This window comes from Agromyces sp. LHK192, from assembly GCF_004006235.1.
Classification (GTDB): domain Bacteria; phylum Actinomycetota; class Actinomycetes; order Actinomycetales; family Microbacteriaceae; genus Agromyces.
Map to the genome: position 1 here is coordinate 2,598,999 of NZ_CP034753.1, position 24,451 is coordinate 2,623,449.

The following is a 24,451-nucleotide window of genomic DNA, read 5'->3' on the forward strand; positions in this document are numbered from 1 at the left end:
CCTACGGCTCCAGCACGACCTTGATGCAGCCGTCCTCCTTCTTCATGAAGGTGTCGTAGAGCTCGGGCGCGCGGTCGAGCGGCACGCGATGCGTGACGAGGTCCTCGACGCCCAACGGGTCGGCCGGGTCCTCCACCAGCGGCAACAGTTCGTCGCGCCAGCGGTGCACGTTGCACTGCCCCATCCGCAGCGTCACCTGCTTGTCGAACATCGAGATGAACGGCATCGGGTCGGCCGCGCCCGCGTAGACACCGCTGAGCGACACCGTGCCGCCGCGCTGCACGAGATCGAGCGCGAGGTGCAGCGCCGCGAGCCGATCCACCCCGGCCTTCTGCATGAGCGGCTTCGCGGCGGCATCCGGAAGGATGCCGACCGCCTTCTGCACGAACTCGACGCCGGGGTTGCCGTGCGCCTCCATGCCGACGGCGTCGACGACGCCCTCGGGGCCGCGACCGTCCGTGAGGTCGCGCAGCAGGTCGGCCACGTCGTCCACGAGGTCGAAGGTCTGCACGCCGTGCCGCTGGGCCATCTCGCGCCGCTCGGGCACCGGATCGACGGCGAGGACACGATGACCGAGGTGCCGTCCGATCCGGGCTGCGAACTGCCCGACGGGCCCGAGCCCGAGCACGGCGAGCGTACCGCCCTCCGGCAGGTTCGCGTACTGCACGCCCTGCCAGGCGGTCGGCAGGATGTCGCTGAGGAAGAGGTACCGGTCGTCGGGAAGCTCCCTGCCGACCACGTACGCGTTCCCGTCGGCCAGGCGCACCCGCAGGTACTCCGCCTGCCCGCCCGGGACCGAACCGTACAGCTCGGTGTAGCCGTAGAGGTCGGCACCGGTGTCGGTCTGCCGGTTCTGCGTCGTCTCGCACTGCGTGGTGAGGCCGCGACGGCACATGTGGCACTCGCCGCACGCGATGACGAAGGGGACGACGACGCGGTCGCCCACGGCGACGCGCCGGACCGCCGGCCCGACCTCCTCCACGACGCCCATCGGCTCGTGCCCGAGGATGTCGCCCTTCGCGAGGAACGGGCCGAGGACGTTGTAGAGGTGCAGGTCCGATCCGCAGATCGCGGTCGAGGTGATGCGGATGATCGCGTCGGTCGGTTCCTCGATCCGCGGGTCCGGCACGGCTTCGACGCTGACCTTGCCGGTTCCCTGCCACGTGAGTGCTCTCATCGTTCGGTCCTCCTCATTCCGAGACCGTCGCGAGACGGTCCCATGCTCGATGCGTGGGCAGGGCGCGGAGCACCCCGCCGACCGCGTCATCCGGACCGCCCGTGACGATGCCGGCATCATCGGGCTCGACGCCGAGGCGGGCGAGCATCGACTCGGCCCCCGTGGCGAAGCCGAGTGCCTTGCCGTGCCGGTACGCCTCCTCGAGCAGTCGCACGGTTCGCCGATCGTCGGAAGCCGCGAGCAGGACGATCGCGTCCAGCTCGACGCTCGCGGCCGTGTGCGCGGTGCGCTGCACGGGAATCCCGCCGAGCATCCCGCCGTGCGGCGCGATCACCAGGGGCACCACGGATGCCTCGTCGAGCGTCCGGCGCACCGAGGCGAGCACGTCGGGGTCGGTCGCGTCGTCCGCGACGACGCCGACGGTGCGACCCTCGATCGGCCACGCATCGCCGACCATGCGCAGCGCCGGGCTGTCGGCGACCTCGGCGACCTCGACCGTCGGTTCGGGCGCGGGGAGGCCGAGCAGGTCGGCGATCTCGGCGCACAGCACGGCGTCGATGTTGGCCAACGCGACCAGTTGCCGCTGCTTGATCGGCTGCTCGTAGCACTTGCCGAGTTCGAACGCGTAGGCCTCGACCACATGCGCCTGCTCGATCGGCGTGAGCGAACGGTAGAACATCCGCACCTGCGTGAAGTGGTCGTCGAAGCTCGCAGGCTGACGCCGTTCCTTGACCGATTCGGCGATCGGCGCGGGCACCTCGATGAACGCGGCGTCGTCGGCTCCGGCGTGGAAGGGGCATCCGCCGTCCAAGGAATTCGGACGGTACGGCGCGACCCCCGTGTGCACCGCCGTCTGGTGCATCCCGTCGCGCAGCATGTCGTTCACCTCGGCGTGCGGGCGGTTGATCGGCAACTGCGCGAAGTTCGGCCCGCCGAGCCGGGTGAGCTGGGTGTCGAGGTACGAGAAGAGCCGGCCCTGCAGCAGCGGGTCGTTCGTCACGTCGATGCCGGGCACGAGATGGCCGGGGTGGAACGCGACCTGCTCGGTCTCGGCGAAGTAGTTCGAGGGGTTGGCGTCGAGCGTCATCGTGCCGATCACCTGCAGCGGCGCCAGCTCCTCGGGCACGATCTTCGTCGGGTCGAGCAGGTCGATGCCCTCGAACGCCTCGTCCGGTGTGTCGGGCATGACCTGGAGGGCGAGATCCCACTGCGGGAACGCGCCCGACTCGATCGCGTCGGCCAGGTCTCGCCGATGGAAGTCGGGGTCCTTGCCCGCGAGCAGTTGCGCCTCCTCCCACGTGAGGCCGTGCGTGCCGAGTTTCGGCCGCCAGTGGATCTTCACGAGCGAGGTCTCGCCTGCGGCGTTCTCGAACCGGAACGTGTGGACGCCGAAACCCTGCATCATGCGATACGAGCGGGGAATGCCGCGGTCGGACATGTTCCAGATCGTGTGGTGCTGCGCTTCGGTGTGCAGCGACACGAAGTCCCAGAACGTGTCGTGCGCCGACTGCGCCTGCGGGATCTCCCGGTCGGGATGCGGCTTCCCGGCGTGGATGACATCGGGGAACTTGATCGCGTCCTGGATGAAGAACACCGGGATGTTGTTGCCGACGAGGTCGTAGACGCCCTCCTGGGTGTAGAACTTCGTGGCGAACCCTCGCGTGTCGCGCACGGTGTCGGCCGAGCCGCGCGACCCCAGCACCGTCGAGAACCGCACGAACACGCGCGTCCGAACGCCGCTGCGGAGGAAGGCGGCCTTCGTCACGCCCTCAGCGGCGCCGTTGGCCTCGAACACGCCGTGCGCCGCGGCGCCGCGGGCGTGCACGGCCCGCTCGGGGATGCGCTCGTGGTCGAAGTGCATGATCTTCTCGCGCAGGTGGTGGTCCTGCAGCAGCACCGGTCCGCGCGGGCCGGCCTTCAGCGAGTGGTCGGTGTCGGGGAGCCGGGCCCCTTGCGCCGTCGTGAGGAAGGCGCCCTGCTGCGCGACCGCTTCGGGCGGGACGTCGGTGAGCGCCCCGGTCGGCGTCCGCCGTTCCGGACCGCGCTGGTCGGGCTTGGGCGGAAGCGGCGGCCGCGGCGTCGTCGCCTCCTCCGGACTCGGGGTCTCGGGCGCAGGCGCCCCCGGGATGTCGATCGGATCCGTCTCACGCTGCTCGTCCGCCACGGTTCGCTCCTTCGCTGGCCTTGGTGCGGCAGGCTATGTCGCGCGCCGCGGCATCGGGAACGGGCTTGACTTCCCGTGTCGTCGGCGTAGGGTGCGGCCTCGGCCGTCCTTGACTCCGTCCCCCACCGGCCGGCGGATCAGGAACCGAAGGCGGCGTCGAACGACCGCGGTTCGCGTCCGGGGGGCTGCGTGGGGCGCGGGCCGGGGTCGGCCATCGGCGGCGTTGGCATCCGCCAGCCGGGCCCGGCCGCGAGCTCGAACCGCTCGCCGAAGTGGTGGAGCGTGATCGGGTCACCACCGGCGAGCCGATAGGTCGTGGCGTCGGGTCGGATCTCGAGTCGAAGCGTCTCGCCGCCGACCTTGACGCCGAACGCGAGTCGACCGATCGCATCGGGCAGACGCGGTGCGAAACGCAGGCCCTCGTCGCTGTCGCGCAGCCCCCCGAATCCGGCGACCAACGCGGTCCAGATCCCGGCGAGCGAGGCGAGATGCAGGCCGTCCTCGGCATCGCCGCGGACGTCGTCGAGGTCGATCGTCGCAGCCTCGGCGAGATAGTCCGCGGCGAGTCCGAGGTGGCCCACCTCCTCGGCGATCACCGCCTGTGGACCGGCCGAGAGCGAGGAGTCGCGTACGGTCAGCGACTCGGCGTACGCGAACGCCCCCGCCTTCTCCTCGAACGTGAACGCGTCGTGCCGGAAATGGAGCGCGAGGACGAGGTCGGCCTGCTTGACGACCTGCTTGCGGTAGAGGTCGAAGTACGGGAAGTGCTCCTGGAGCGGGTACTCAGACGACGCCGTCTGCTCGAAGTGCCATCGCTCGGCGGCGTTGTACCCGGCCGCCTGCTCGGGGATCCGCCGTCGCTGGTCGATCGGGACGGTCATCGCGATCGCGATCGCCGACCACTCCTCGACCTCCGCGTCGCCGACGCCGAGGGCTATCGCCTCGGCGGGATACCGGCGCACCGCATCCGCCGCCGCCGTGAGGTTCAGCTGCGCCATGAGGTTGGTGAAGGCGTTGTCGTCGACGATCGCCGAATACTCGTCGGGGCCGGTGACGCCGTCGACGTGGAACCCGCCGGAGTCGTCCCAGCGACCCAGTGCGACCCACAGCCTCGCGGTCTCCACGAGCAGTTCCAGGCCCGCGTCGCGTTCGAACGCGCGATCACCCGTCGCGCGCACGTAGTGGACGACCGCCGCGGCGATGTCGGCATCGAGGTGGAACGCGTTGGTGCTCGCGGGCCAGTATCCGGAGCTCTCGCGTCCGTCGACGGTGCGCCACGCGAACGCGGCGCCGGCGAGGTGGAGTTCGCGGGCGCGTCGCCTGGCATGCGCGAGCGTCGCGTGCCGCCAGCGCAGCCCCTCTCGTGCGGCATCCGGAGCCGTCGCGGTCAGGACGGGGAGCACGAAGGCCTCGAAGTCCCAGAACGTGTGCCCGGCGTACCCCGCGCCGGAGAGGCCCTTCCCAGGCACCGGACGCAGATCGGCCCGAGCCGCCGACTGGAAGATGTGGAACAGCGCGAATCGGACGGCCTGCTGCAGCCGCAGCGGCCCCTCGACCTCGACGTCCGCGCAGGTCCAGAACTCGTCGAGGCGGGCGCGCTGCGCGGCGACGAGGCCGTCCCAGCCGAGCAGATCCGCCTCCGCGACCGCAGCGTCGGCCCGGTCGCGCAACGTGGCCGGCGACGACTCGGCCGACCATTCGTGGCCGACGAACTTGACGAGTTCGAATCGATCGCCGGCCCCGAGCGACGCGATCATGGTCGTCCTCGCCAGGTCGCCGGATGCCTCGGTCTCGGTGTGCACCCCGCGCGGAGCCGTGGCCCGATGATCCATCGACACCGCGACGCCGACCCCGCTGCGTCGCGTGCGATGCACGAGCGACGCGCGCCCGTCGACGACGTCATGGGAGACCGCCTCCAGCGGTGTGCGCAGCGCCTCCATCACCCGGTCGTCGGGATGCACCTCGGGCAGCGGCGAGTTGGCGATGAGCTCGGATTGCACCGTCAGCGTGATCGGTCGGTCCACCGCCTCGACCACCAGACGGACCGCACCGATCGAGCGATGCTCGAGCGAGACCATCCGCGTGGACTCGATGCGCACCGACCTTCCGGCAGGCGTCGTCCATTCGAGTTCGCGCTCGAGCACGCCCCGACGGAAGTCGAGTCGCTGCCGGTGCAGGCGCACCGTCCCCCTCCGCACGTCGAGCGGCTCGTCGTCGACGAAGCAGCGGATGACCGCGCCGTCCGGGATGTTGATCACGCTCTGGCCGTGCTCCGGGTATCCGAATCCGGACTCCGCGTACGGCATCGGATGCTCCTCGAAGACGCCGTTGAGGTAGCTCCCCGCGTTGCCGCACGGCTCGCCCTCGTCGAGGTTGCCACGCCAGCCGAGGTGGCCGTTGGACAGCGCGAAGACCGACTCGCGGTGAGCGAGTCGTTCGGTGTCGAGCCCCTCGAGGCCGACGCCCCACGGCTCGACGGACCACGGCAGCGGCCGGCTCATCCGCGACGGCCCGATCGACGAAGGCGGTCGGGGGGCGGCGGAACGCAGGTCATGTTCCACCCTTACCGGTCGCGGACGTCTGCACCCAAGCCCTTGACACCTCGTTCGGTGCACGGCCGCCGACTCCGTCGTGGCCTCATGCGTGACAGCGCGGCGCCCCCGCGCCGGCCGGTTGACACGCCCCGCTCCGGGTGGCGATCATTCCTGCATGTGCTTCCCAATCGCCGCGCTCGCCACGCTTCCCGCATGCTGCCTCGACTGACGACGTGCGGCCTGATCGCGGTCGATCCGCTCGGCACCATCGTCGACGTGAATCAGACCGTCGTGGACTGGACGGGGAGTGAGCGTGCCGGGCTCATCGGTCGTCCGCTCGAGACGATCCTGACCCTGCGACTGCCGGTCGGCGGGCCCGAGGGCTTCCGGCCGACCGACGCGACCCTGCACGGCGGCTCGGGCATCGTCCGCCCGGTCGTGGTCGGGGCGCTCGACGAGGACTCCGCCGGCGGCGGCATGCGGATCGCCGTCTACGACGTCTCCGCGCGCTCGGTGTTCGCGCTCGGCCTGCAGGGTGCCGAGGCGAAGACCGAGCGCGGTCGTCGACGGCTCCAGATCCTGCTGAACTCGGCGGTGGGTTTCGGGGCGATCCGCACCGAGGTCGAAGCCGCGGAACTGCTCGTCGACGTCGCCCAACGGGCGTTCGCGGCGACGTTCGTCTCCGTCCACCTGCGCGAATCCGACGGCGTCGAGCAGGTCGCCGGCGTGAATCCGCTCCAGGCGCACTGGCCGGCCGGGTTCGGCGCACCCGGTTCGTTCACCCTCGCGAGCGGCGCGGTGCTCGTCGTCCGCTCACCCGAGGACGCCGACCGGTACGTGCCCGATCCGCCGATGAGCAAGGTCTACCGCGCCGCGGGGATCGAAGCGGCGATCGCCTCGCCCATCCGCTCGAAGGGTGAATCGATCGGTTCGATGGTCTGCTACTTCGACCACCCGCGCGAGTTCGACGAGGAAGCCGTGCCGCTCGCCGAAGCGCTCACGAACCAGGCCGCCCAGGCGATCGCGCGGGTGCGTCTCGAGGAATCGCTGCGCCGCGCCGCCATGCACGACGAAGTGACCGGGCTGCCCAGCCGCCGCCTGTTCGAAGAGGACGTCACCCATGCCATCCTCGGTGACTTCGAGGTGCTCGCGGTCCTGTTCATCGACCTCGACGGGTTCAAGTCGGTCAACGACCGGCTGGGGCACCCCGCAGGCGACGCGCTGCTGCGCGAAGTCGCGCACCGCCTGCGGGGCGAGATCCGCGATCACGACGTGCTGGGCAGGTTCGGCGGCGACGAGTTCATCGCCGTCGCCGCCGTCGAAGCCCCCGGCGACGCCGACATGCTCGCCGAACGGATCCGGGCGACGGTCGCGAAGCCGTACGACGCCATCCCGGACGACATCGCGATCACAGCGAGCATCGGCGTCGTCACCGTCGCGAGATCGGACGGTCCCGTCATCGTCGACCAACTGGTGCGAGCCGCCGATCACGCGATGTACGAGGCGAAACTGGCGGGCGGCGACCGGGTCGCGTCGATCGACGGCCGCCGTTCCCGTCGCCCTGCCGCGTCCAACCTGAGCGCAGCCGCTCAGCCCTGACGATCGACCGCCTCGTCGGGCAGCGACGGGGTGATCACGATCGCGACGTCCTGCATCTTCCAATCGAGTTCAGTGATCGTACGTCGAAGACCCTCGATGTCGGCGACCGAGACCTTGCGCCGTCGCGGAACCACGAACGCCTCGACGTGGAACACCTGACCGAGGTCGCGCATACGCACCGCGGACCGCTCGACCCACGGCTCGCGATCGACTCGGTCGACGATGCGGTCGAGGAGCGGATGCGGGCTCGCGTCGTCGTGGGTTCGCGCGCGTTGGTCGATGAGGTCGAGCACGGCCGCACGGGAGTTGCGGTAGCCGTCCCACACGATGCCGAGCGAGATGAACAGGGCGGCTGCGCCGTCGAGCCACCACCATCCGATGCCGATACCGAGCACGCCCACGATCGAGGCGACGGTCGTCGTCCAGTCGGCCTTCGCCATGTCCGCATCCGCGTAGAGCACCTTGTTGTGCAGCACGGGCGCGAGCTTGCCCTTCGCGTGACCGTAGAAGAACGGGCCGATGACCGTGACCGACATCACGGCGACCATGAACCAGCCCAACCAGACCGTGGTGCCGAACACCACGACCGTGCCGATCGCCGGATGCTCGGCCCGGACGAGGCTCGAGACGGACTCGAACGCGAGCGAGCCGCCCACTGCGAGCAGCGCCACGCCGGCGACCAGGTGCCCGACGCCCATCGTGCGGTGCAAGCCGAATGGAAACCTCCGGGTGGGGCCGCGACGGATGAACAGGAGCGCGAGCAGGAACGAGATCTGCGGGACGAGCGAGAGCATGTCCTCGATCCACGCCGTCTTCATCGCCTGCGAACCGCCCACCACGAACGCGATCAGCACGATCGTCACGATCGTGTACGCGATCGTGAACCACTCCCAGCGGATCGCACTGCGCAGCGCGCGCTGCTGCTCCTGGGGCAGGTCGGTGCGGCCGAGCGTTCTCATCGGCCCACCTCCGCATCGAGGAACCGCTCGAGTTCGGCTTGCAGCGCGTTCTCTCCCAACGGGAGCAGCACCACCGTCGTGCGGCCGTCCGTCCCGGGGATCGCGGTGTAGCCACGCGTCGCGGATGCCCGGTCGATCCACGGCGTGCGATCGGTCATGCCGCCGATGACGAGGTCGAGACTCCCGTCCTCGAGGCCCTCCACGAGCTGTTCCTCGCTCCCGACGGTCCACTCCACCTCGGCGCCGTGCCGTTCGGCGAAGGTCTCCACCAACTCGGCCAGAGGTCCGCTCACTCGTTCTCCGTCGACGGCGACGGCCGGGGCTGCCGGCGATGCACCGGCATGCAGCTCCCCCGATTCGGCGATGCGGGCCGAGGTGCCCCGGGGATCCGTCGGGATCGTGATGCCGCAGGCGCACAGTGCGAGCGTCAGCACGGCGATGACGCCGCCGAGCGCGGTGCGCCGCCCTCGCGCTGGCGTGCGCACCGATCCCGCTGTCGCTGTCGCTGTCGCTGTCGCTGTCGCCCGATGCTCGGCACGACGGTCCATGGGGCGGAGCCTATCGACGGCATCCGGCCGCGTTGAGCGGATTGACGCGGGCACCGATGTGTGCGCCCGTCGCGCGGCTCCGGTCAGCGACGCACCCGGGTGCGGATATGGAGCACCCGATCTCCCTGCACGATCTCGTCGGGATCCTCGAGCAGCCGGGGCGCATCGAGCGAGCCGAAGTAGCGGCGCCCGGAGCCGAGTACGACCGGCACGACATCGAGGCGCACCTCATCGACGAGTCCGGCGGCGAACACCTGCCCGCCGACATCGCCGGCGGCGACCTCGACGACGCGGTCGCCCGCCAGCTCCCGCGCTCTGGCCACTGCCGCCTCGACACCGTCGACGAAGTGGAACGGGGCCTCGGGATCCCATCCGTCGGGCGGCGGCCGGTGCGACACGACCACGACGTGGTCGACGCCGCCGGGCGGCGTCCCGTCCCATCCGTCCGTCAGGTCGAACACGCGGCGGCCGGCAATCGTCACCCCGATCGAGTCCCAGTACGGCCGCGTGTACTCGAACGACGCCTGCGAGACCCGGAGCGCACCACTCCCGTCGAGCGCGACGTCGCCGCCGACCAGCCAGTCGAACAGCGGGCCCGGCTGGTCGCGCTCGTCGGCGATGAAGCCGTCGATCGACACCGACGCGTACATGACGACCTTGCCCATGGGATGCTCCTCTGTGTCGGGTGCACGGCGCCCGGTGCGCCGGCGCGCGCTGCGCCACAACCTAGCCGGTCGCGTCCGCCTCCGCCTTCGACTCAGTCGATGGCCAGCTCGTCAGTCGGCGAAGATCTGTCCGATCGGCGCGCGCTTCTCCTCCTGGAAGGCGTCTTCGGTGCGGCCGTACGCCCAGTATGCCGACAGGGACATCGCCTGCCTCGGGATGCCCCAAGACTCGGACAGCACGGCGCCGATGCGCTTGATCGCCTCGCGCTCGCCGTGCGCGAAGACGTCGACCACGCCGTCCGGACGCTCGAGCGAATCGACGGCTTCGGCGAGCAGGACGCCGTACGCCGCCGTGCCGTCCCCGCCGACGTCCCCGCCGACGCGGTGCAGCCATCGGATCTCGACGCCCGCGGGCGCTGCCAGGTCGACCTGCGATGCGGCGCCGGCGACCTCGATGATCGCGAGGCCACGCGCCGAGGCGGACAGCGCCTCGAGGGCCGCCGCGATGGCGGGGATGGCGGAGTCGTCGCCGAGCAGGAGGTGGGTCACGTCGCCCTCGGCCGGCGAGTACCCGCCGCCGGGGCCGGAGAGTGCGACCCGGTCACCGGGTTTCGCCCGCGCGGCCCAGGGACCGGCGAGCCCCTCGTCGCCGTGCACGACGAAATCGACCGAGATGCACTGCGCCTCGTGGTCGACCGATCGCACCGTGTAGGTCCGCCGGACCGGCAGGTCGGCACGGCCGAGCCTCTGCCGCAGCGCGTCGAGGTCGTACGGCGGTTCCAGGCCGAGTTCCGGCTTCGCGAAGAGGAACTTCACGTACTTGTCGGTGCGGACGAGGTTCTCGGGGTCCGCCTGCTCGACGAACTCCGCGAACGCCTCGCCGCCGAGGTGCACGCGCACGAGCTGCGGTGCGACCTGTTCGGTGCGGACGACCTCGAACACGCGCTGCACGCCGCGCGGCCGGCCGCCGGGCCGCTGCCCCTCAGGCGATCGCGAGCCGCCCGGGGCGTGATCCGGGGTGGCGGTGGCTTCGGCGTTCACGGGTTCCGGCATCCTTCGATCGTATGGGTGAGGAGTCGCCGCGTGGCCCGCCGCGTGCTCGGCATCGAGGCGAACGGCGATCTGGTGTGCATCACCGTCCGAGCGCGCACCCGGATCGGGAACGCGCCCGGTCAGGGCGCCGCGCCGGGCAGGTTCAACTCGTCCGGGTCGACGTCGACATCGCCGGCATCATCCGGGCCGCCCGTCCCGGGAACCGCGCGGATCCGGTCCGCGTCGATCTCGGAGTCGAGGCTGTCCGGGATCGGATCCGCCTGCTTCGCCGAGGTCTCGGTTTCGCTCCCAGGACTTTCGCTGACGTCCTTGCGGAGCTGCTCATCGTCTGACAGCGGTGCTGCTTCGCGGTCTCCGCGCTCCGGATTGGGGCGGGCGACCGTCTCGTCTCGACCATCCATGACCGCAGCGTAGGCACCGCGTCGGCGGCTCGGCATCCCCCTTGACGCGATCGATTCGGCGTCGATCAGAGCGTGACGGTCTCGTTCTCGCCGCCGTCGTATCGTTCCCCGGTGACCTTGGACTTGACGAAGCTGATCAGCGTAGCGATCCGGCCGCCCGGGGTGTCCCAGTACTCGCCGGTCTCGGCGGAGACCTTGATCAGGACCGCCTCGGGGCTCTGCGGGCCGTCCGGCAGCCACGCCTCGACCGTCGGGTCCCACAACTCGTCTTTCTTGGCCGCGTCGTCGACGAGCTCGGCCACGCCCGCGAAGGAGACGAAGGTCGACCCGGACTGCAGGGTCACCCCGACGTTCGCGTTCGCGGAGATCTCGCTCGCGTCTCGCGAACTGCGTTCGGCGAAATACCAGATGACGCCGTCATCGGTCACCTCGCGCGGCGACATCGGCCTCGACACCAACCGGCCGTCGCCGTCGACCGTCGTCAGCCAACCGAAGGGGATGCCCCTCGCCAGCTCGATGATGTGCTCCTGCGCGCTCTGCTCGGTCACGTCGTCCTCCTCGTACCGCTGATCTGCGACGGTCAATTGATCTGCGACGGTACGCTCGTCCGCTCCCACCGGTCAGGGGATTGACTCCCGGCGCCGGGGTGTCAGGGTGATGCGCCTGTGCCTCCGACCCGCAACTTCGGAGGATCGTGCGCGCCTCGGAGGATTCGCCCCGGATCCTCCGAGCTTCGTGCGATCCTCCGAGCTTTCGCGGGGAAAGCCGGGGATGCCGGGCGAGCAGGAGCTGAGGCGGGGACGACTTCCGTCGATCCCGGCCGCTGCTGCACCAGGCGCTGGCGCGCCGGTGAACGCAGAACGCCCGGTCTCGATGAGACCGGGCGTTCCACTACTTGGTTGCGGGGGCAGGATTTGAACCTACGACCTCTGGGTTATGAGCCCAGCGAGCTACCGAGCTGCTCCACCCCGCGGCACAAGAAGAGACTCTAGCACGGGATTCGGGCGCCGTCGAATCGGCGGCGACACCCCCGGTTCACCCACCCGTCACGGCCGAATAGGGACCGCGGAGGGCTGTGCACCGAGTGCACAGGCACCCGATTCGGATGGAGGTCGCCACAGCGCATGGGTGCGATTCGTGCACGGTTCCCCATACTTTGTAAAGAGTCCTTCCATACGTTCGCACGCGTTGCTACCTTCCCGATCACACGACCACGCCCGGGCTCCCGGGCCCGAGATCGATGGGGATCACATGACATCCAGATCCGTCCTGCGCGGCGCATCCCTCGCCGCCGCCGTCGCGGTGATCGCGACCGCCGGCGCCGCCTCCCCCGCGCTCGCCGCGCCGAAGCCCCCGGCCGAAGCGGGCCCGGCCGACATCAACGGCTACCGCTCGGTCGGCTACTTCATGGCCGACGGCCCGACCACCCGAGGCTTCGAAGTATCCGACCTCCTCGCCACCGGCGCGATCGGCGACCTGACCCACCTGAACTACGCGTTCGGCAACGTCACGAGCGATCTCGTGTGCGACATCCTCGACGTCCCCGGTGAAGGCGACGCCCACCACGACTTCCTGCGCGAGGTGCCCGCCGCCGACTCGGTCGACGGCGTCGCCGACACCGCCGACCAGGCGCTCGCCGGCAACTTCAACCAACTGCGCAAGCTCAAGCAGGTCAGCCCCGACACGAAGATCCTCGTCTCGCTCGGCGGCTGGACCTGGTCCGACCACTTCTCCGAGGCCGCGTCGACCGCCGAAGGCCGCACGAAGCTCGTCGACAGCTGCATCGACCTCTACATCGAAGGCGACCTGCCCGAGATCGCCGGCAAGGGCGGCGACGGGGTGGCGGCGGGCATCTTCGACGGCATCGACATCGACTGGGAGTGGCCGGTCACCGGCGGCGAGACCGCGAACGCACGGCCTGAGGACAAGGAGAACTTCCTCCTGCTGATGGAGGAGTTCCGCACCGAACTCGACGCCCTCGGCGCCGAGAACCGCGAGGAGTACCTGCTCACCGGCTTCGCGCCGGCGGGCGGCTGGAACGCCGGACAGGGCGGATGGCTCGACCCGCGCCTGTTCGCCGCCGTCGACTTCCTCAACGTGCAGGGCTACGACTTCCACGGCGGCTGGGTGCCGAACACCACCGGGCACCAGGGCAACCTGCACCCCGATGGCACGCAGAACTGGGGACTCGGCCTCGACGGCGCGATGGGCATGTACGTGAACGCCGGCGCCGACCCGTCGCAGCTCAACGCCGGCCTCGCCGCCTACGGCCACGGGTGGCACGGCGTCGCCGACGGCTCGGCCGGCTGGAAGCCCGCCGCCGGGTACATCGGCACCAAGACCTACGCCGAACTGCGCAGCGTCGGCACCGCCCACTTCGACCCGGCGATCGGCGCCTCGTGGCGCTACGACGGCGACCAGTGGTGGAGCTACGACGACCCGGCCTCGGTGAACGCGAAGGCCGAATGGCTCGCGACGCAGGGCTACGGCGGGGCCATGTGGTGGGACCTCACCGGCGACCACCGCAACGAGCTCGGCTCGACGCTCGGCTCGACGCTGCGCGCAGCGACCCCCGGCCCCGCCGTCGACGGCAGCTGCGCGGCACCGTGGTACCCGACGGCCGTCTACACCGGCGGCGAGGTCGTCTCGCACGACGGCGTCGAATACCGCGCGAAGTGGTGGACCCGCGGCCAGGAACCCGGCGCTCAGCACGGACCGTGGCAGGCCATCGGCGACTGCGGGACGGCCCCGGCCGTCGAGCCCGTCGACTGCCCGGCGGCATGGGATGCCACGGCCGTCTACACCGGCGGCCAGCAGGTGAGCCGTGCCGGCGTCGTCTACACCGCCCAGTGGTGGACGAAGGGCGAGCGCCCCGGCTCCGTCAGCTGGGGCTCGTGGGACCCGTCGGGGCTCTGCGTCTGACGCACCCCGAACACGCAGGCGCTTCTGAACACGCAGGCGGCCGGCTCCCCCGGGAGCCGGCCGTTCCGCGTCGGCATCAACGGTTGGATGCCACGAGCTCGAGCGCGAGCGGGATCCACCGCTCCCCCGGCCAGCCGTACATGCCCTCGCCGAGCGGCACCGCCGCCGGGAAGATGCGCCACGGCAGGCGGTAGTGCTCGTCCAGGTCATCGATCGCGAGGCCGGCGCCGCGCAGGGCCCGGAAGACGTCGACGAGCGGATGCGTCCATTCCCAGGTGCGGGCATGTTCGAGCACCGCCTGTTCGTCGGCGTAGTCGCCCGGGTCCTCGAGCACGTCCGGGCCGCGCTTCGCGTAGGGGAACACGACGCGCGGCATCGTTTCGTCGCCCTCGTCGAAGATCCACGCCGTCGGGTGCGTGTCGGCGTAGAAGAGGCGCCCGCCCGGCTTCAGGAACCAGGCGACGATACGCGCCCACTCGGCCACGTCGGGCAGCCAGGCGATGGTCCCCCAGGTGACGAACACGAGGTCGAACGACTCCGGCTCCGGCAGCATCCGTCGAGCGTCGTAGACGTTCGCCTCGATGAAGCGCGCCCGCGCCGTCGGCAGGCCGAGCTCGCCGGCCATGCGCCGCGCCTCGGCGATCGCCTCACCCGAGAAGTCGATGCCGACGACGTCGGCCCCCAGGTTCGCGAGCGAGAGCGAATCCGAGCCGAAATGGCACTGCAGGTGCAGCACCCGAACGCCCTCCAGCCCGTCGGGGAAGAGCCGGGCGATACCCGCCGCCGCGATCGGGTCGAGCTGGCTGCCACCCTCGCGCAGCACTCCGCGGTCGTACATCTCGGACGCCACGTGCACGGGAACGCGCTCATCCCAGCTGGCCCGGTTGTCGTCGAGCCAGTCCCCGCCGCGCAGGTCGACGTCGGTCATCAGCTGATGCCCGACGCCGACCGCGCGCGGTTGCCGATCACTCGCCCTCGGCCGGAGCCTCGGTCGACGGCGTCTCGCTGACCGCGCCGTCGTCGCCGGCGAGCACGATCAGCTCGGAGATGATCTCGGCGAGCTCGGCGTCGGCATCGCCGTACGCGGCCCAGTCGCCGGCGGCGAGCGCCGCCTGCTTGTTGTCGATCGCGACCTTCGCGCGGTTGAGCAACTGCTGCACCTCGCTGTCGGCCGAGGTCCCGCCCTCGCCGTCGCCCTCGGTCGGCTCCTCACCGGGCTCGGTCGGCTCCTCACCGGGTTCGACCTGCTCGTCGCCCGCCGCGGCACCTGAATCGCCGCCGAAGAGCACGTCGAGCGCCTGGTCGAGGGTGTCCTGGAACGCGATCTGGTCGCCGAACGCGACGAGCACCTTCTGGAGCAGCGGGTACGCGGTGCCGCCTGAGGACTGCACGTAGACCGGCTGCACGTACAGCAGGCCGCCGCCGACGGGGAGGGTCAGCAGGTTGCCGTTGGTCACGGTCGACTGCCCCTGCTGCAGGATGTTCAGCTCGCGACCCACGGTCGGATCCGAGTCGAACGTGTTCTGCACCTGACCGGGGCCCGGGACGTTGTCGTCTTCGGGCAGCGCCAGGAGTCGCAGCTTGCCGTAGCCCTCCGCCTTCGCGCCGTCCTCGGCACCCGCGTCGGAGTCGACCGCGAGGTAGCCGCGCAGCACGTTGCGGCTCTGCTGACCGCTCGCCTGGGGGATGAACGTCGAGTACAGCGAGTAGCTCGGCGCCTCCTGGCCCGGCATCTGCATCGTGAGGTAGTACGGCGGCTGGAGGAGCGCGCTCGCCTCGGGCGCCGTCGGGTCGGTCGGCGTGGTCCACGCGTCCTCACGGGAGTAGAACGCCCGAGCCTGGTCGACGTGGTACTGGCCGAGCACGGCGCGCTGCACCTTGAAGAGGTCCTCGGGGTAGCGCACGTGGCTCATCAGGTCGCCCGACATCTCGCTGATCGGCTTGATCGTCGTGGGGAAGATCTTCTGCCAGGTCTGCAGGATCGGGTCCTCCTCGTCCCACGCGTAGAGCGTGACCGAGCCGTCGTACGCGTCGACGGTGGCCTTCACCGAGTTGCGGATGTAGTTCACCTCGTCGAACGCGAGCGTCGGGGTCGGCAGCTCGCTGTCGGCGATCGCCTCGCTCATCGAGACCTTCTCCGAGTACGGGTACTGGTCGGTCAGGGTGTACCCGTCGACGATCCACACGATGCGGTCCCCGACGACCGACGGGTAGGTGTCGGAGTCGAGCGTCAGGTACGGCGCGACCTTGCTGACGCGCTCGATCGGGTCGCGGTCGTAGAGGATCTGCGACTCGTCGTTCACCTGGTCGGAGAGGAAGATCTGCTCCGACTGGAACTTCATGGCGTAGATGAGCTTCGTGAACGCGTTGTCGAGCTTCGGACCGCCGTCGCCCTCGAAGGTGTTCAGCGTCTGGTCGGCGCCGTCCGAACCGGCCGGGTAGTCGAGCTCGATCGGCTCCTCGCCCTCGGGCGCGCCGACGATCGAGTAGTCGGGGGACGTCTCGCCGAAGTAGATGCGCGGCTCGAACTCGCCGAGCGCACCGGCCGACGGGATGCCCGACTGGACGAACACCGGCTGGCCGTCGCTCGAGCGCTGGTTGCCCGCGGCGGCGACGAGCCCGTACCCGTGCGTGTAGACGAGGTGTGAGTTGTACCAGGTGTTCGCGTCGCCGAGGCCCTCGAGGTCGACGTCGCGCGTCGCGACGATCGTGTCCTGCGAGACCCCGTTGATGTCGTAGCGGTCGACGTCGAGGTCGCCCGGGAACTGGTAGTACTGGCGGAACTGCTGCAACTGCCGGAACGCGGGGCTGATGATGGCCGGGTCCATGAGCCGGATGGAGGCCGTCGTCTCGGCGTCCTCGCGAAGGGCGCCGGGCTCCGCGTCGGTCTCCGCGTTGTACGGGATCTCCTCGATGTCGGCCACGCCGTACGCGTCGCGGGTGAGGTCGATGTTGCGCTGGATGTACGGCTCCTCGAGCGCGCGCTCGCTCGGGTCGACCTGGAACCGCTGGATCACCCAGGGGTAGAGCGACCCGATGATCAGGCTCGAGATGATCAGCAGCGCCGTGCCCACCAGCGGCAGGCGCCAGCGACCGATGATCGCGGTGACGAAGAAGAGGATCGCGACGCCGACCGCGATCGCCGCGAGGATGCCCCGGCCCGGGATGACGGCGTGGACGTCGGTGTACGCGGCACCGGTGATGAGCGCGCCCTGCTCGGTGACGGTGGCGTACTGGTCGAGCCAGATGCTGACGCCCTGGAGCAGCAGGTAGAGGCCGGCCGTGACCGCGATCTGCACGCGCGCCGACTTCGAGATGACGACCTCGCGGCCGGAGATGCGGATGGCGCCGTACAGGTAGTTCGTGGCCACGACGAGCAGCGCCGACAGCAGCACGACCGCCGACGCGAAGCCCACGACCGAACGCCAGAACGGCAGCTCGAAGACGAAGAACCCGACGTCGAAGCCGAACTGCGGGTCGGAGGTGCCGAACGGCGTCCGATTGAGCCACGTGAGCACCAGGTCCCAGCGCGACGAGACGGCGACGCCGGCGAAGATGCCGAGGATCGTCGGGATGCCGTACATCGCGAGCCGGCGCAGCGGCTCGAAGACCTCCTGGTAGCGGTCGAGCTGGCTGTTGAGCTTCGCGTACACCGGACGCGTGCGGTACGCGATCTGCACGGATGCCCACACCGGCACGGCCATCGCGACGAAGCCGATCACGAACAGCACGATCCGCGCGATCCACTCGGTCGTCAGCACGGGGAGGAACCCGAGCTGGTCGTACCACATGACGTCGGCGTAGAGTCCGGCGAACACGAAGAACCCGATCAGCAGGACGACCAACACCCCGATCGTGATGGCGATGGGCGCTCGGCGGCGCGATGTCCTCGGTTCTTGGGTCTGTGCTGACACTCTCGGCCTCTTGTTCGGTCGGTGCGGGGTCGAAGGTCAATCCTATGCGGCACCCCGGTCGCCGAGGCTTGGAATCAGCTGGTTGCGGCTTCGCAGGTGGCGAACGCACCGACGTCGCCGCCCTCGCCGACGGTCTCGACGATGTCGCGGGCCTGGTCGAGCGTCTCGATCGAGAACACGCGCATGCCGTCGGGAACGTGACCGACCACCTCGGCGCAGTTCGCGGACGGCGCGAGGAACCACTCGGCGCCGGCGCCCTCGGCGCCCCACAGCTTCTGGCGGATGCCGCCGATCGGCCCGACCGTGCCGTCGGAGTCGATGGTGCCGGTGCCGGCGAAGATCTCGCCGCCGGTCATCTCGCCGGGTGTGAGCTGGTCGGTGATGCCGAGGGCGAACATCATGCCCGCGCTCGGGCCGCCCACCTCGTCGAGCTGCAGGGTCACCTCGATCGGGAACTCGTAGTGCATGCGCACGCCGATGCCGAGCACGACGGCGCCGTCGCGCTCGACGGGGGTCGCCTCGACCTCGAGCTCGGTGTCGCCGCGCATGACGGTGAGCGCCGCCGGCGTCTCGGTGCCGTGCTCGGCGATCGCGGTGCGCAGCGCGTCGATGGAGTGCACCGGGGCGCCGTCGACCGCCACGATCACGTCGTCGTCCTCGAGCACGCCCTCGGCGGGCGAGTCCTCGAGGATCCCGGCCACGGTGACCTCGCGCGGGAAGTCGTAGCCGAGTTCGACGAGCGCGGCCGCGATCGCGTCCTGCTGCGAGTCGACCATCGCCGCCGAGTTCTGCGCGTCGCGGTCCTCCTGGCTGATCCCCGGCGGGTAGATCTCCTCGACGGGGATGGCCGAACGCGTCCGGTCGAACCAGGCGCCGAGCACCTCGAGCCAGCTCGGGGTGGCCCCGGGCCGCCCGACGACGCTCACGGTCAGCAGGTTCAGCTCGCCGCCCGTCGGGAAGGTCTCCGCGTCGGGGATCTCGATCAGCGGCACCTCCTCGCCGTCGTGCTCGGCCGTGCCCAGGGTGTCGTACACCGGCCCCGGCTGCTCGATCACGTACGGCGACGGCAGGAAGGCGAAGACGACGGCGATCACGACCGCGATCGAGATCGCGATCCACCCGGCCCGCTCACGACGGGAGCGTCGGGGCGGCTCCCACTCCGGCTCGGCGCGGTACGCCGCGGCGGAGGCATCCGGATCGACGGCGGCGGGATCGGATGCCGCCGCGGTCCGGTCGTCGAACAGGCTCATCGCTACCTTCCGCGCACGCGAACAGGCGACCCGACGGACGCCCCCTGGGCCGGTCGCCTGCGCTGTTCGCGGCTGGCGGACACCGGATGCCCCAGCCTAGGCCATTTCCCAGACTCCGCCCCGGAGGGCGGCGCTAGCGTGGAACCAGCGACTGGAGGTGCTGCGGTGGCAGACCACGACGACCGTGACGACACGGGCAAGAACCCCGACGACGAGTTCCGCGACATGCTGCGCGAACTGCTCTCCGGCGCGGGCGGCATCGACCCGTCGAAGCTCGCAGGTGCCGCAGGGCTTCCGAACGATCCGGCGAGCCTGCAGGCGATCTTCGCGCAGCTCCAACAGGCCATGGCGAGCGCCGGAGACGGTATCGACTGGTCCGTCGCCGAGAAGCAGGGCGAGCAGCGCGCGTCGGCCGAGCAGCGCCAGTTGACCGACGACGAGCGCGCCCGCCTCGACCAGGCGTTCCAGGTCGCGTCGCTGTGGCTCGACGAGGCGGTCGACGTGTCGGCGCTGCCGTCCGGGCCCGAGCTGCTCACGCGGCGCTCGTGGGTCGCCGCGACGATGTCGGTGTGGACGCAGCTGGCCGAGCCGGTCGCACTGAGCATCGCCGACTCCCTCACCCGGGTGATGACCGAGCAGGCCCCGGAGGAGATGCAGGGCATGATCCAGGGCGCGAGCCGGATGCTCCGCGGCGTCGGCGGCACGCTCTTCGCGATGCAGCTCGGCCAGGTGGTCGGCGAGCTCGCGACCGAGGTGGTCTCCGGCGGCGACATCGGCATCCCCCTGATGGAGGACGGCCGGGCCGCGTTCCTCCCGCAGAACGTCGACGAATTCGGCACCGACCTCGAGATCCCGGCCGACCAGGTCGAGCTCTACCTCGCGGTGCGCGAGCTCGCGCACGCACGACTGTTCCGGCACGCGCGCTGGTTGCGCCTGCACCTCATCACGTCGATCACGACGTTCGCGCGCGGCATCGACATCGACACCGACCGGCTCGAGACCCTCGCCGAGGGCTTCGACCCCACCGACACCGACGCCCTGCGCGCCGCGGTGGCGAACGGCGAACTGATCCGGCCCCGCTCGGAGAGCCAGCAGTCCGCGCTCGACCGACTCGAGACGATGCTCGCGCTCGTCGAGGGCTGGGTCGACGTCGCGACCGCCGACGCCACCACCCGCCTGCCGAAGGCCTCGCAGGTCGCCGAGACCATCCGTCGCCGACGCGCCTCGGGCGGCCCGGCCGAGTCCGCGCTCGCGACGCTCGTCGGCCTCGAACTTCGTCCGCGGCGTCTGCGCGAAGCCGCGGCCATGTGGCGCGCGGTCACCGACGCGGTCGGCGTCGACGGTCGCGACGCCCTGTGGGCGCACCCCGACCTGCTGCCGACTGCGGCCGACCTCGACGACCCGGCCGCGCTGGTCGCGCGCCTCACCGGCACCGATGCGCAGGGATCCGACGCCGACGACGAGTTCGACCAGGCGCTCGAGCAACTGCTGCGCGGCGAGACGCCCGCTGCTCCCGGCGAGGACGGCGAGGAGCCGCCGAAGCCGTAGCAGCTCGCCCTGTGGACGACTCCCGCGACGACGCGTCGCGCTCGGGCATGCTCGGCGCATGCCGCAGATCGATCCCCGTCTCGCCGTCGTCTGGCGGTCGCCCGAGGCGCTCCAGTTCGGGGCACCCCGCGCCCGCGCCGTCCTCGAACGCCCGTCGCAGGTCGACCTCGACCTGATCCGGCTCCTGCGTCGCGGGGTGCGGCGCGAGACGCTCGAGGCGGTCGCCGACGGGCTCGACGCCGAGCCGGGGTCGATCGATGCGCTGCTCGCTGCAGTTGCTCCCGCGCTGGCCGAAGAGCCGCAGCCGACGGCATCGGTCTCAGGACGATCGGCCGACGGCCCTGCGCCTGCTGGCTCGGCTCGCACCGGGTCCGCCTCCGCCGGGTCGACCGTGGTGGTCGCCGGCACCGGACCGGCGGTCACGGCGTTGCGGACCGGCATCCGACTGCTCGGATACCGGGTGCCGTCGTGGCCCGGGGCATCCGGCGATCAGGACGAGGCCGGAACGGCCGCTCCCTCGGGACCCGCCGAACCGACGCTCCCCCGACTCGTGCTCCTCGTGGGCGAGCGGGTCATCGCCCCCGACGACCACCTGCCGCTCATCCGGCGCGATCTGCCCCACCTGCCCGTCGTGTTCGGCGACGATGCCGCGACGGTCGGGCCGCTCGTCGTGCCCGGTGAGACGGCGTGCCTGCGCTGCATCCACCTGTCACGACGCGACTCGGATGCCGCATGGCCGGCGATCGCCGCGCAGCTCGCGGATCAGCCCGCCGCGCAGCGGCCCGCGCGCACCGAGCTCGAAGCGGCGATCGCGGCGATGCGGATGGCCGACGACCTGCTCGCGGGGCGCGCCGTCGACGACGGTGTCGCGCGGGTCATCCCCTACGACGGGTCGAAGCCGGATCGGCTGCGGCACCGGCCGCATCCGGAGTGCGGATGTCGAGCTCTCGAAGGAACCGGGACGGCTCCCGGTCCGCTCGCGGTCCACCGGCGCGGCGAGCCCAGCTCAGAGCGAGCCGGCGCCGCGCTCGCGTGAGGCCGACGTACAGCAGGCGCCGCTCCTCCTCGATCGCCTCGGCGTCCTTCGCGTAGGCGATCGGCAGCAGTCCCTCGGAGAGTCCCACGATGCAGACCTCCTCCCACTCGAGGCCCTTCGCCGAGTGCAGTGTGGCGACGGTCACCGCCTCGACGGTCGGCTCGTGCTGCGTCTCGGCGCGGGTCCGCAGTTGGTCGGTGAACTCGCGGAAGGTCGTGCCGGGCGGCGCGTCGTCGACGAGTCGCGCGATCGCGTTCAGCGACTCCCATCGAGCACGCACGGTGCCCTGCCCCTCGGGCGGATGCACGGTCCAGCCGAGCCCCCGCAGCACGTCGCTCACCGACGTGAAGAGGGGCCCGTCGGCCGGGACGAGCGCCTGGGCCCGCAGGTGGTGCACGGCCTCCTTGACCTCGGGTCGATCGAAGAACCGCTGCGCGCCGCGCACCCGCACGGGCACCCCGGCCTCCTCGAGCGCCTGCTCGTAGACGCCCGATTGGGCGTTCATCCGGATCAGCACCGCGAGGTCCTCGGGCCGCGTACCCGCGGCGATCCGGTCGCGGAGCCGTGCCGCGACGCCGCGCGCCTCCGAGAACTCGTCGGCGTACTCGACGAGCTCCGGGGCAGGCGATCCCGGACCGGGCGCGGCGGGTGCGGACGAACCTGCTGCGGCGGCAACCGCTCCCGCTTCCGGCTCGGCGCGCAGCCGAAGCGCGCCCGCACGTCCGCGCATCAGCCGGTTCGCGACCTCGACGATGGGCGCCTTCGAGCGGTAGTTGCGTTCGAGGCGCACGATCGTGGCATCCGGATACCGGCGCTCGAACCCGAGCAGGTACTCGCTCGACGCCCCCGCGAAGGAGTAGATGGTCTGGCTCGCGTCGCCGACGACGCACACGTCTCGTCGGTCGCCGAGCCAGAGGTCGAGCAGCCGCTGCTGCGCCGGCGAGACGTCCTGGTACTCGTCCACGACGAAGTGGCGGTAGCTTTCGCGGACGTGCATGGCGACGGATGCCTCGGTCTCGATCATGCCCGCCGTCGCCAGCAGCACGTCCTCGAAGTCGAGCGTCCGCCGTTCGTCCTTGAGCTCCTCGTACGCCGCCATGATCGCGAGGTGCTGCTCGAAGCCCAACTGGCCGGGCGCACCGCGCGACGGCAACCGCTGCGCGTACTCGTCGGGGCTCAGGAGCTGCACCTTGCGCCACTCGATCTCCGCTGCGACATCGCGCAGGGTGGGGGTATCGACCCGCACCTTCGCACGCTCGGCCGCCTGCCCGAGCAGCCGCCCCTTGAAGTCGAGCACGCGGGGAGCCGGCCCGCCGACGACCAGCGGCCAGAAGTGCCCGAGCTGCGCGAGCGCGGCGGCGTGGAACGTGCGCGCCTGCACCTGTCCGGCACCGAGCGCATGCAGGCGGGCGCGGAGCTCGGCCGCGGCGCGCGCCGTGAACGTGAGCGCCATCACGCGCTTCGGGTCGTACGCCCCCGACGAGACGCCGTACGCGATGCGGTGCGTGATCGCGCGCGTCTTGCCGGTTCCCGCGCCGGCGAGCACGCACACCGGACCGATCAGCGCCTCGGCCGCGACGCGCTGCTCGTCATCGAGTCCCCGGAGCAACGGGTCGGACGCGACGGATGCCTCCGCCGGTTCGGATGCGGCGGGGCGTTCGGATGCGGCTGCGCCCGCGGCTGCGTCGGTCATCGGGTCGCCCGTGGTCATCCGGTCGCCCCCGGTCACCGGGTCGACCACGGGCTCGGGCCCGTGGGCACCGGCGCGCCGAACCAGCGTTCGAGCAGCCAGGCCGCGATCGAACCGCCGCCGGGCAGCACGACGCCGCCGGTCGCGGCGGCGGCCCGGAGCCCGTCGCGATCGAACCAGCGCAACTCGAGGATCTCCTCGCCGTCGGGCTGCGCCGCCGAGACATCCGCGCCGTCGGAGACCCGAGCCGTGAACCCGAGCATCAGGCTCGCCGGGAACGGCCACGGCTGGCTGGCGACGTACTCGACGCGGTCGACGGCGAGCCCCGCCTCCTCCTGGATCTCACGCACGACCGCGGCCTCGAGCGACTCCCCCGGCTCGACGAATCCCGCGAGCAGCGAGTAGCGGTTCGTCTCCCAGCTCGCGTTCGAGCCGAGCAGCACGCGGTCGTCGTCGTCGGTGACGAGCACGATGACGGCCGGGTCGGTCCGCGGGAAGTGCAGGCTCGCGTCGACTTCGCAGCGGCGCGCCCATCCGGCCTGCACCGGCTCCGTGGCGGCGCCGCAGCGGGGACAGCGCGGATGGCGCTCGTGCCAGTTGGCGACACCGACCGCCTCGGCGGCGAGCCCGGCCTCGGACTCGTCGAACTCGGTCGCGATGGGCCTCAGCGACACCCAGCGCGCCGACTCGGGCTCCAGGTCGTCGGCGGTCTCGTCCGTGACGAGACGCAGTTCGAGCGGATTCGCCTCCGGCGCGACCCGGCCGAGGTAGACGCGCAGTTCCGGGGCGGCGACCGCCCCGACCCGGAGTCGTTGGAGCGCGGGCGCGGAGCCGTCGACGCGCTGCTCGACGAGCAGCCTGCCACCGGGGCGCATCACGATGACCCGGGCCGTCGGATCTGCATCGAACCGGGCGCCGGCATCCGCGGCATCACGGGCCGCGGCGTCCCGGTCGATCACGGTTCGGGCCAGCGGCGGACGGGCGTGCACGC

The 24,451-nt window shown here is 71.2% G+C and carries 17 protein-coding genes and 1 tRNA gene; 3 read left to right on the top strand and 15 right to left on the bottom strand.

Annotated features, from left to right (window positions below; translation table 11 throughout):
- Window position 1: 1 nt before the first annotated feature.
- The 3 genes from ELQ40_RS11750 to ELQ40_RS11760 form a co-directional block, all read right to left on the bottom strand.
- Window positions 2-1,177 carry an alcohol dehydrogenase catalytic domain-containing protein gene (locus ELQ40_RS11750; RefSeq protein WP_127793852.1) on the bottom strand — a complete coding sequence of 392 codons (1,176 nt, stop codon included), beginning with the start codon at window positions 1,175-1,177 and terminating at the stop codon, window positions 2-4.
- 13 nt (window positions 1,178-1,190) lie between these two features.
- On the bottom strand, window positions 1,191-3,341 hold the full coding sequence (locus tag ELQ40_RS11755) for a catalase (RefSeq protein WP_127793853.1): 2,151 nt from the start codon (window positions 3,339-3,341) through the stop codon (window positions 1,191-1,193).
- 137 nt (window positions 3,342-3,478) lie between these two features.
- Complete coding sequence (locus ELQ40_RS11760) at window positions 3,479-5,842, bottom strand: glycoside hydrolase family 65 protein (protein WP_127793854.1); 2,364 nt, start codon at window positions 5,840-5,842, stop codon at window positions 3,479-3,481.
- Window positions 5,843-6,088: 246 nt separating this feature from the next.
- Between ELQ40_RS11760 and ELQ40_RS11765 the strand changes: the two genes are divergently transcribed.
- Window positions 6,089-7,474: a diguanylate cyclase gene (locus ELQ40_RS11765; protein WP_164863567.1), complete on the top strand. Its 1,386-nt coding sequence runs from the start codon at window positions 6,089-6,091 to the stop codon at window positions 7,472-7,474.
- Here ELQ40_RS11765 and ELQ40_RS11770 read toward each other — a convergent pair.
- From ELQ40_RS11770 to ELQ40_RS11800, 7 genes are all read right to left on the bottom strand, one after another.
- On the bottom strand, window positions 7,465-8,433 hold the full coding sequence (locus tag ELQ40_RS11770) for a cation diffusion facilitator family transporter (protein WP_127793856.1): 969 nt from the start codon (window positions 8,431-8,433) through the stop codon (window positions 7,465-7,467). The genes ELQ40_RS11765 and ELQ40_RS11770 overlap by 10 nt on opposite strands.
- Window positions 8,430-8,918: a hypothetical protein gene (locus tag ELQ40_RS11775; protein WP_240665767.1), complete on the bottom strand. Its 489-nt coding sequence runs from the start codon at window positions 8,916-8,918 to the stop codon at window positions 8,430-8,432. Before ELQ40_RS11775 ends, ELQ40_RS11770 begins: the two co-directional genes overlap by 4 nt.
- Before the next feature lie 146 nt (window positions 8,919-9,064).
- Window positions 9,065-9,646 (bottom strand): dihydrofolate reductase family protein, encoded by a 582-nt coding sequence (locus ELQ40_RS11780; RefSeq protein ID WP_127793857.1) that lies wholly within the window; start codon window positions 9,644-9,646, stop codon window positions 9,065-9,067.
- Window positions 9,647-9,757: 111 nt separating this feature from the next.
- Window positions 9,758-10,699 (bottom strand): siderophore-interacting protein, encoded by a 942-nt coding sequence (locus ELQ40_RS11785; protein WP_127795279.1) that lies wholly within the window; start codon window positions 10,697-10,699, stop codon window positions 9,758-9,760.
- Between the two features lie 119 nt (window positions 10,700-10,818).
- A complete protein-coding gene (locus ELQ40_RS11790; protein ID WP_205649328.1) occupies window positions 10,819-11,100 on the bottom strand; it encodes a hypothetical protein in 282 nt (93 codons plus the stop codon).
- Between the two features lie 65 nt (window positions 11,101-11,165).
- The gene (locus ELQ40_RS11795) at window positions 11,166-11,648 is read right to left on the bottom strand and encodes a pyridoxamine 5'-phosphate oxidase family protein (protein ID WP_127793858.1); all 483 of its coding nucleotides are present in this window, start codon (window positions 11,646-11,648) and stop codon (window positions 11,166-11,168) included.
- A 348-nt stretch (window positions 11,649-11,996) separates the two neighbouring features.
- Window positions 11,997-12,073: transfer RNA gene (locus ELQ40_RS11800), tRNA-Met, on the bottom strand.
- Window positions 12,074-12,351: 278 nt separating this feature from the next.
- Here ELQ40_RS11800 and ELQ40_RS11805 point away from each other — a divergent pair.
- Entirely contained in the window at window positions 12,352-14,022 is a 1,671-nt protein-coding gene (locus tag ELQ40_RS11805) for a glycosyl hydrolase family 18 protein (RefSeq protein WP_127793859.1), read from the top strand.
- A 76-nt stretch (window positions 14,023-14,098) separates the two neighbouring features.
- On the opposite strand, the gene ELQ40_RS11810 is transcribed toward ELQ40_RS11805, so the two are convergent.
- The 3 genes from ELQ40_RS11810 to ELQ40_RS11820 all read right to left on the bottom strand — a co-directional run bounded on the left by ELQ40_RS11810 (window position 14,099) and on the right by ELQ40_RS11820 (window position 19,186).
- A complete protein-coding gene (locus ELQ40_RS11810) occupies window positions 14,099-14,950 on the bottom strand; it encodes a bifunctional 2-polyprenyl-6-hydroxyphenol methylase/3-demethylubiquinol 3-O-methyltransferase UbiG (RefSeq protein WP_127793860.1) in 852 nt (283 codons plus the stop codon).
- A gap of 37 nt (window positions 14,951-14,987) precedes the next feature.
- Window positions 14,988-17,888, bottom strand: a complete 2,901-nt coding sequence (locus tag ELQ40_RS11815) for a UPF0182 family protein (RefSeq protein WP_255424727.1) — start codon at window positions 17,886-17,888, stop codon at window positions 14,988-14,990.
- Between the two features lie 122 nt (window positions 17,889-18,010).
- On the bottom strand, window positions 18,011-19,186 hold the full coding sequence (locus ELQ40_RS11820) for a PDZ domain-containing protein (protein ID WP_127793862.1): 1,176 nt from the start codon (window positions 19,184-19,186) through the stop codon (window positions 18,011-18,013).
- Window positions 19,187-19,411: 225 nt separating this feature from the next.
- Between ELQ40_RS11820 and ELQ40_RS11825 the strand changes: the two genes are divergently transcribed.
- A complete protein-coding gene (locus tag ELQ40_RS11825) occupies window positions 19,412-20,734 on the top strand; it encodes a zinc-dependent metalloprotease (protein WP_127795280.1) in 1,323 nt (440 codons plus the stop codon).
- 875 nt (window positions 20,735-21,609) lie between these two features.
- On the opposite strand, the gene ELQ40_RS11835 is transcribed toward ELQ40_RS11825, so the two are convergent.
- Entirely contained in the window at window positions 21,610-23,463 is a 1,854-nt protein-coding gene (locus ELQ40_RS11835; protein WP_127793863.1) for an ATP-dependent helicase, read from the bottom strand.
- 32 nt (window positions 23,464-23,495) lie between these two features.
- Window positions 23,496-24,449: an NAD(+) diphosphatase gene (nudC, locus tag ELQ40_RS11840; protein ID WP_127793864.1), complete on the bottom strand. Its 954-nt coding sequence runs from the start codon at window positions 24,447-24,449 to the stop codon at window positions 23,496-23,498.
- Window positions 24,450-24,451 lie beyond the last annotated feature (2 nt).

Coding starts and splice junctions, on each gene's coding strand:
- ELQ40_RS11805 (WP_127793859.1), top strand. CDS start 12,352: ATGACATCCAGATCCGTCCTGCGCGGCGCATCCCTCGCCGCCGCCGTC.
- ELQ40_RS11810 (WP_127793860.1), bottom strand. CDS start 14,950: ATGACCGACGTCGACCTGCGCGGCGGGGACTGGCTCGACGACAACCGG.
- ELQ40_RS11770 (WP_127793856.1), bottom strand. CDS start 8,433: ATGAGAACGCTCGGCCGCACCGACCTGCCCCAGGAGCAGCAGCGCGCG.
- ELQ40_RS11750 (WP_127793852.1), bottom strand. CDS start 1,177: ATGAGAGCACTCACGTGGCAGGGAACCGGCAAGGTCAGCGTCGAAGCC.
- ELQ40_RS11790 (WP_205649328.1), bottom strand. CDS start 11,100: ATGGATGGTCGAGACGAGACGGTCGCCCGCCCCAATCCGGAGCGCGGA.
- ELQ40_RS11780 (WP_127793857.1), bottom strand. CDS start 9,646: ATGGGCAAGGTCGTCATGTACGCGTCGGTGTCGATCGACGGCTTCATC.
- ELQ40_RS11835 (WP_127793863.1), bottom strand. CDS start 23,463: ATGACCGACGCAGCCGCGGGCGCAGCCGCATCCGAACGCCCCGCCGCA.
- ELQ40_RS11765 (WP_164863567.1), top strand. CDS start 6,089: ATGCTGCCTCGACTGACGACGTGCGGCCTGATCGCGGTCGATCCGCTC.
- ELQ40_RS11820 (WP_127793862.1), bottom strand. CDS start 19,186: ATGAGCCTGTTCGACGACCGGACCGCGGCGGCATCCGATCCCGCCGCC.
- ELQ40_RS11785 (WP_127795279.1), bottom strand. CDS start 10,699: ATGCCGGAACCCGTGAACGCCGAAGCCACCGCCACCCCGGATCACGCC.
- ELQ40_RS11760 (WP_127793854.1), bottom strand. CDS start 5,842: ATGAGCCGGCCGCTGCCGTGGTCCGTCGAGCCGTGGGGCGTCGGCCTC.
- ELQ40_RS11825 (WP_127795280.1), top strand. CDS start 19,412: ATGCTGCGCGAACTGCTCTCCGGCGCGGGCGGCATCGACCCGTCGAAG.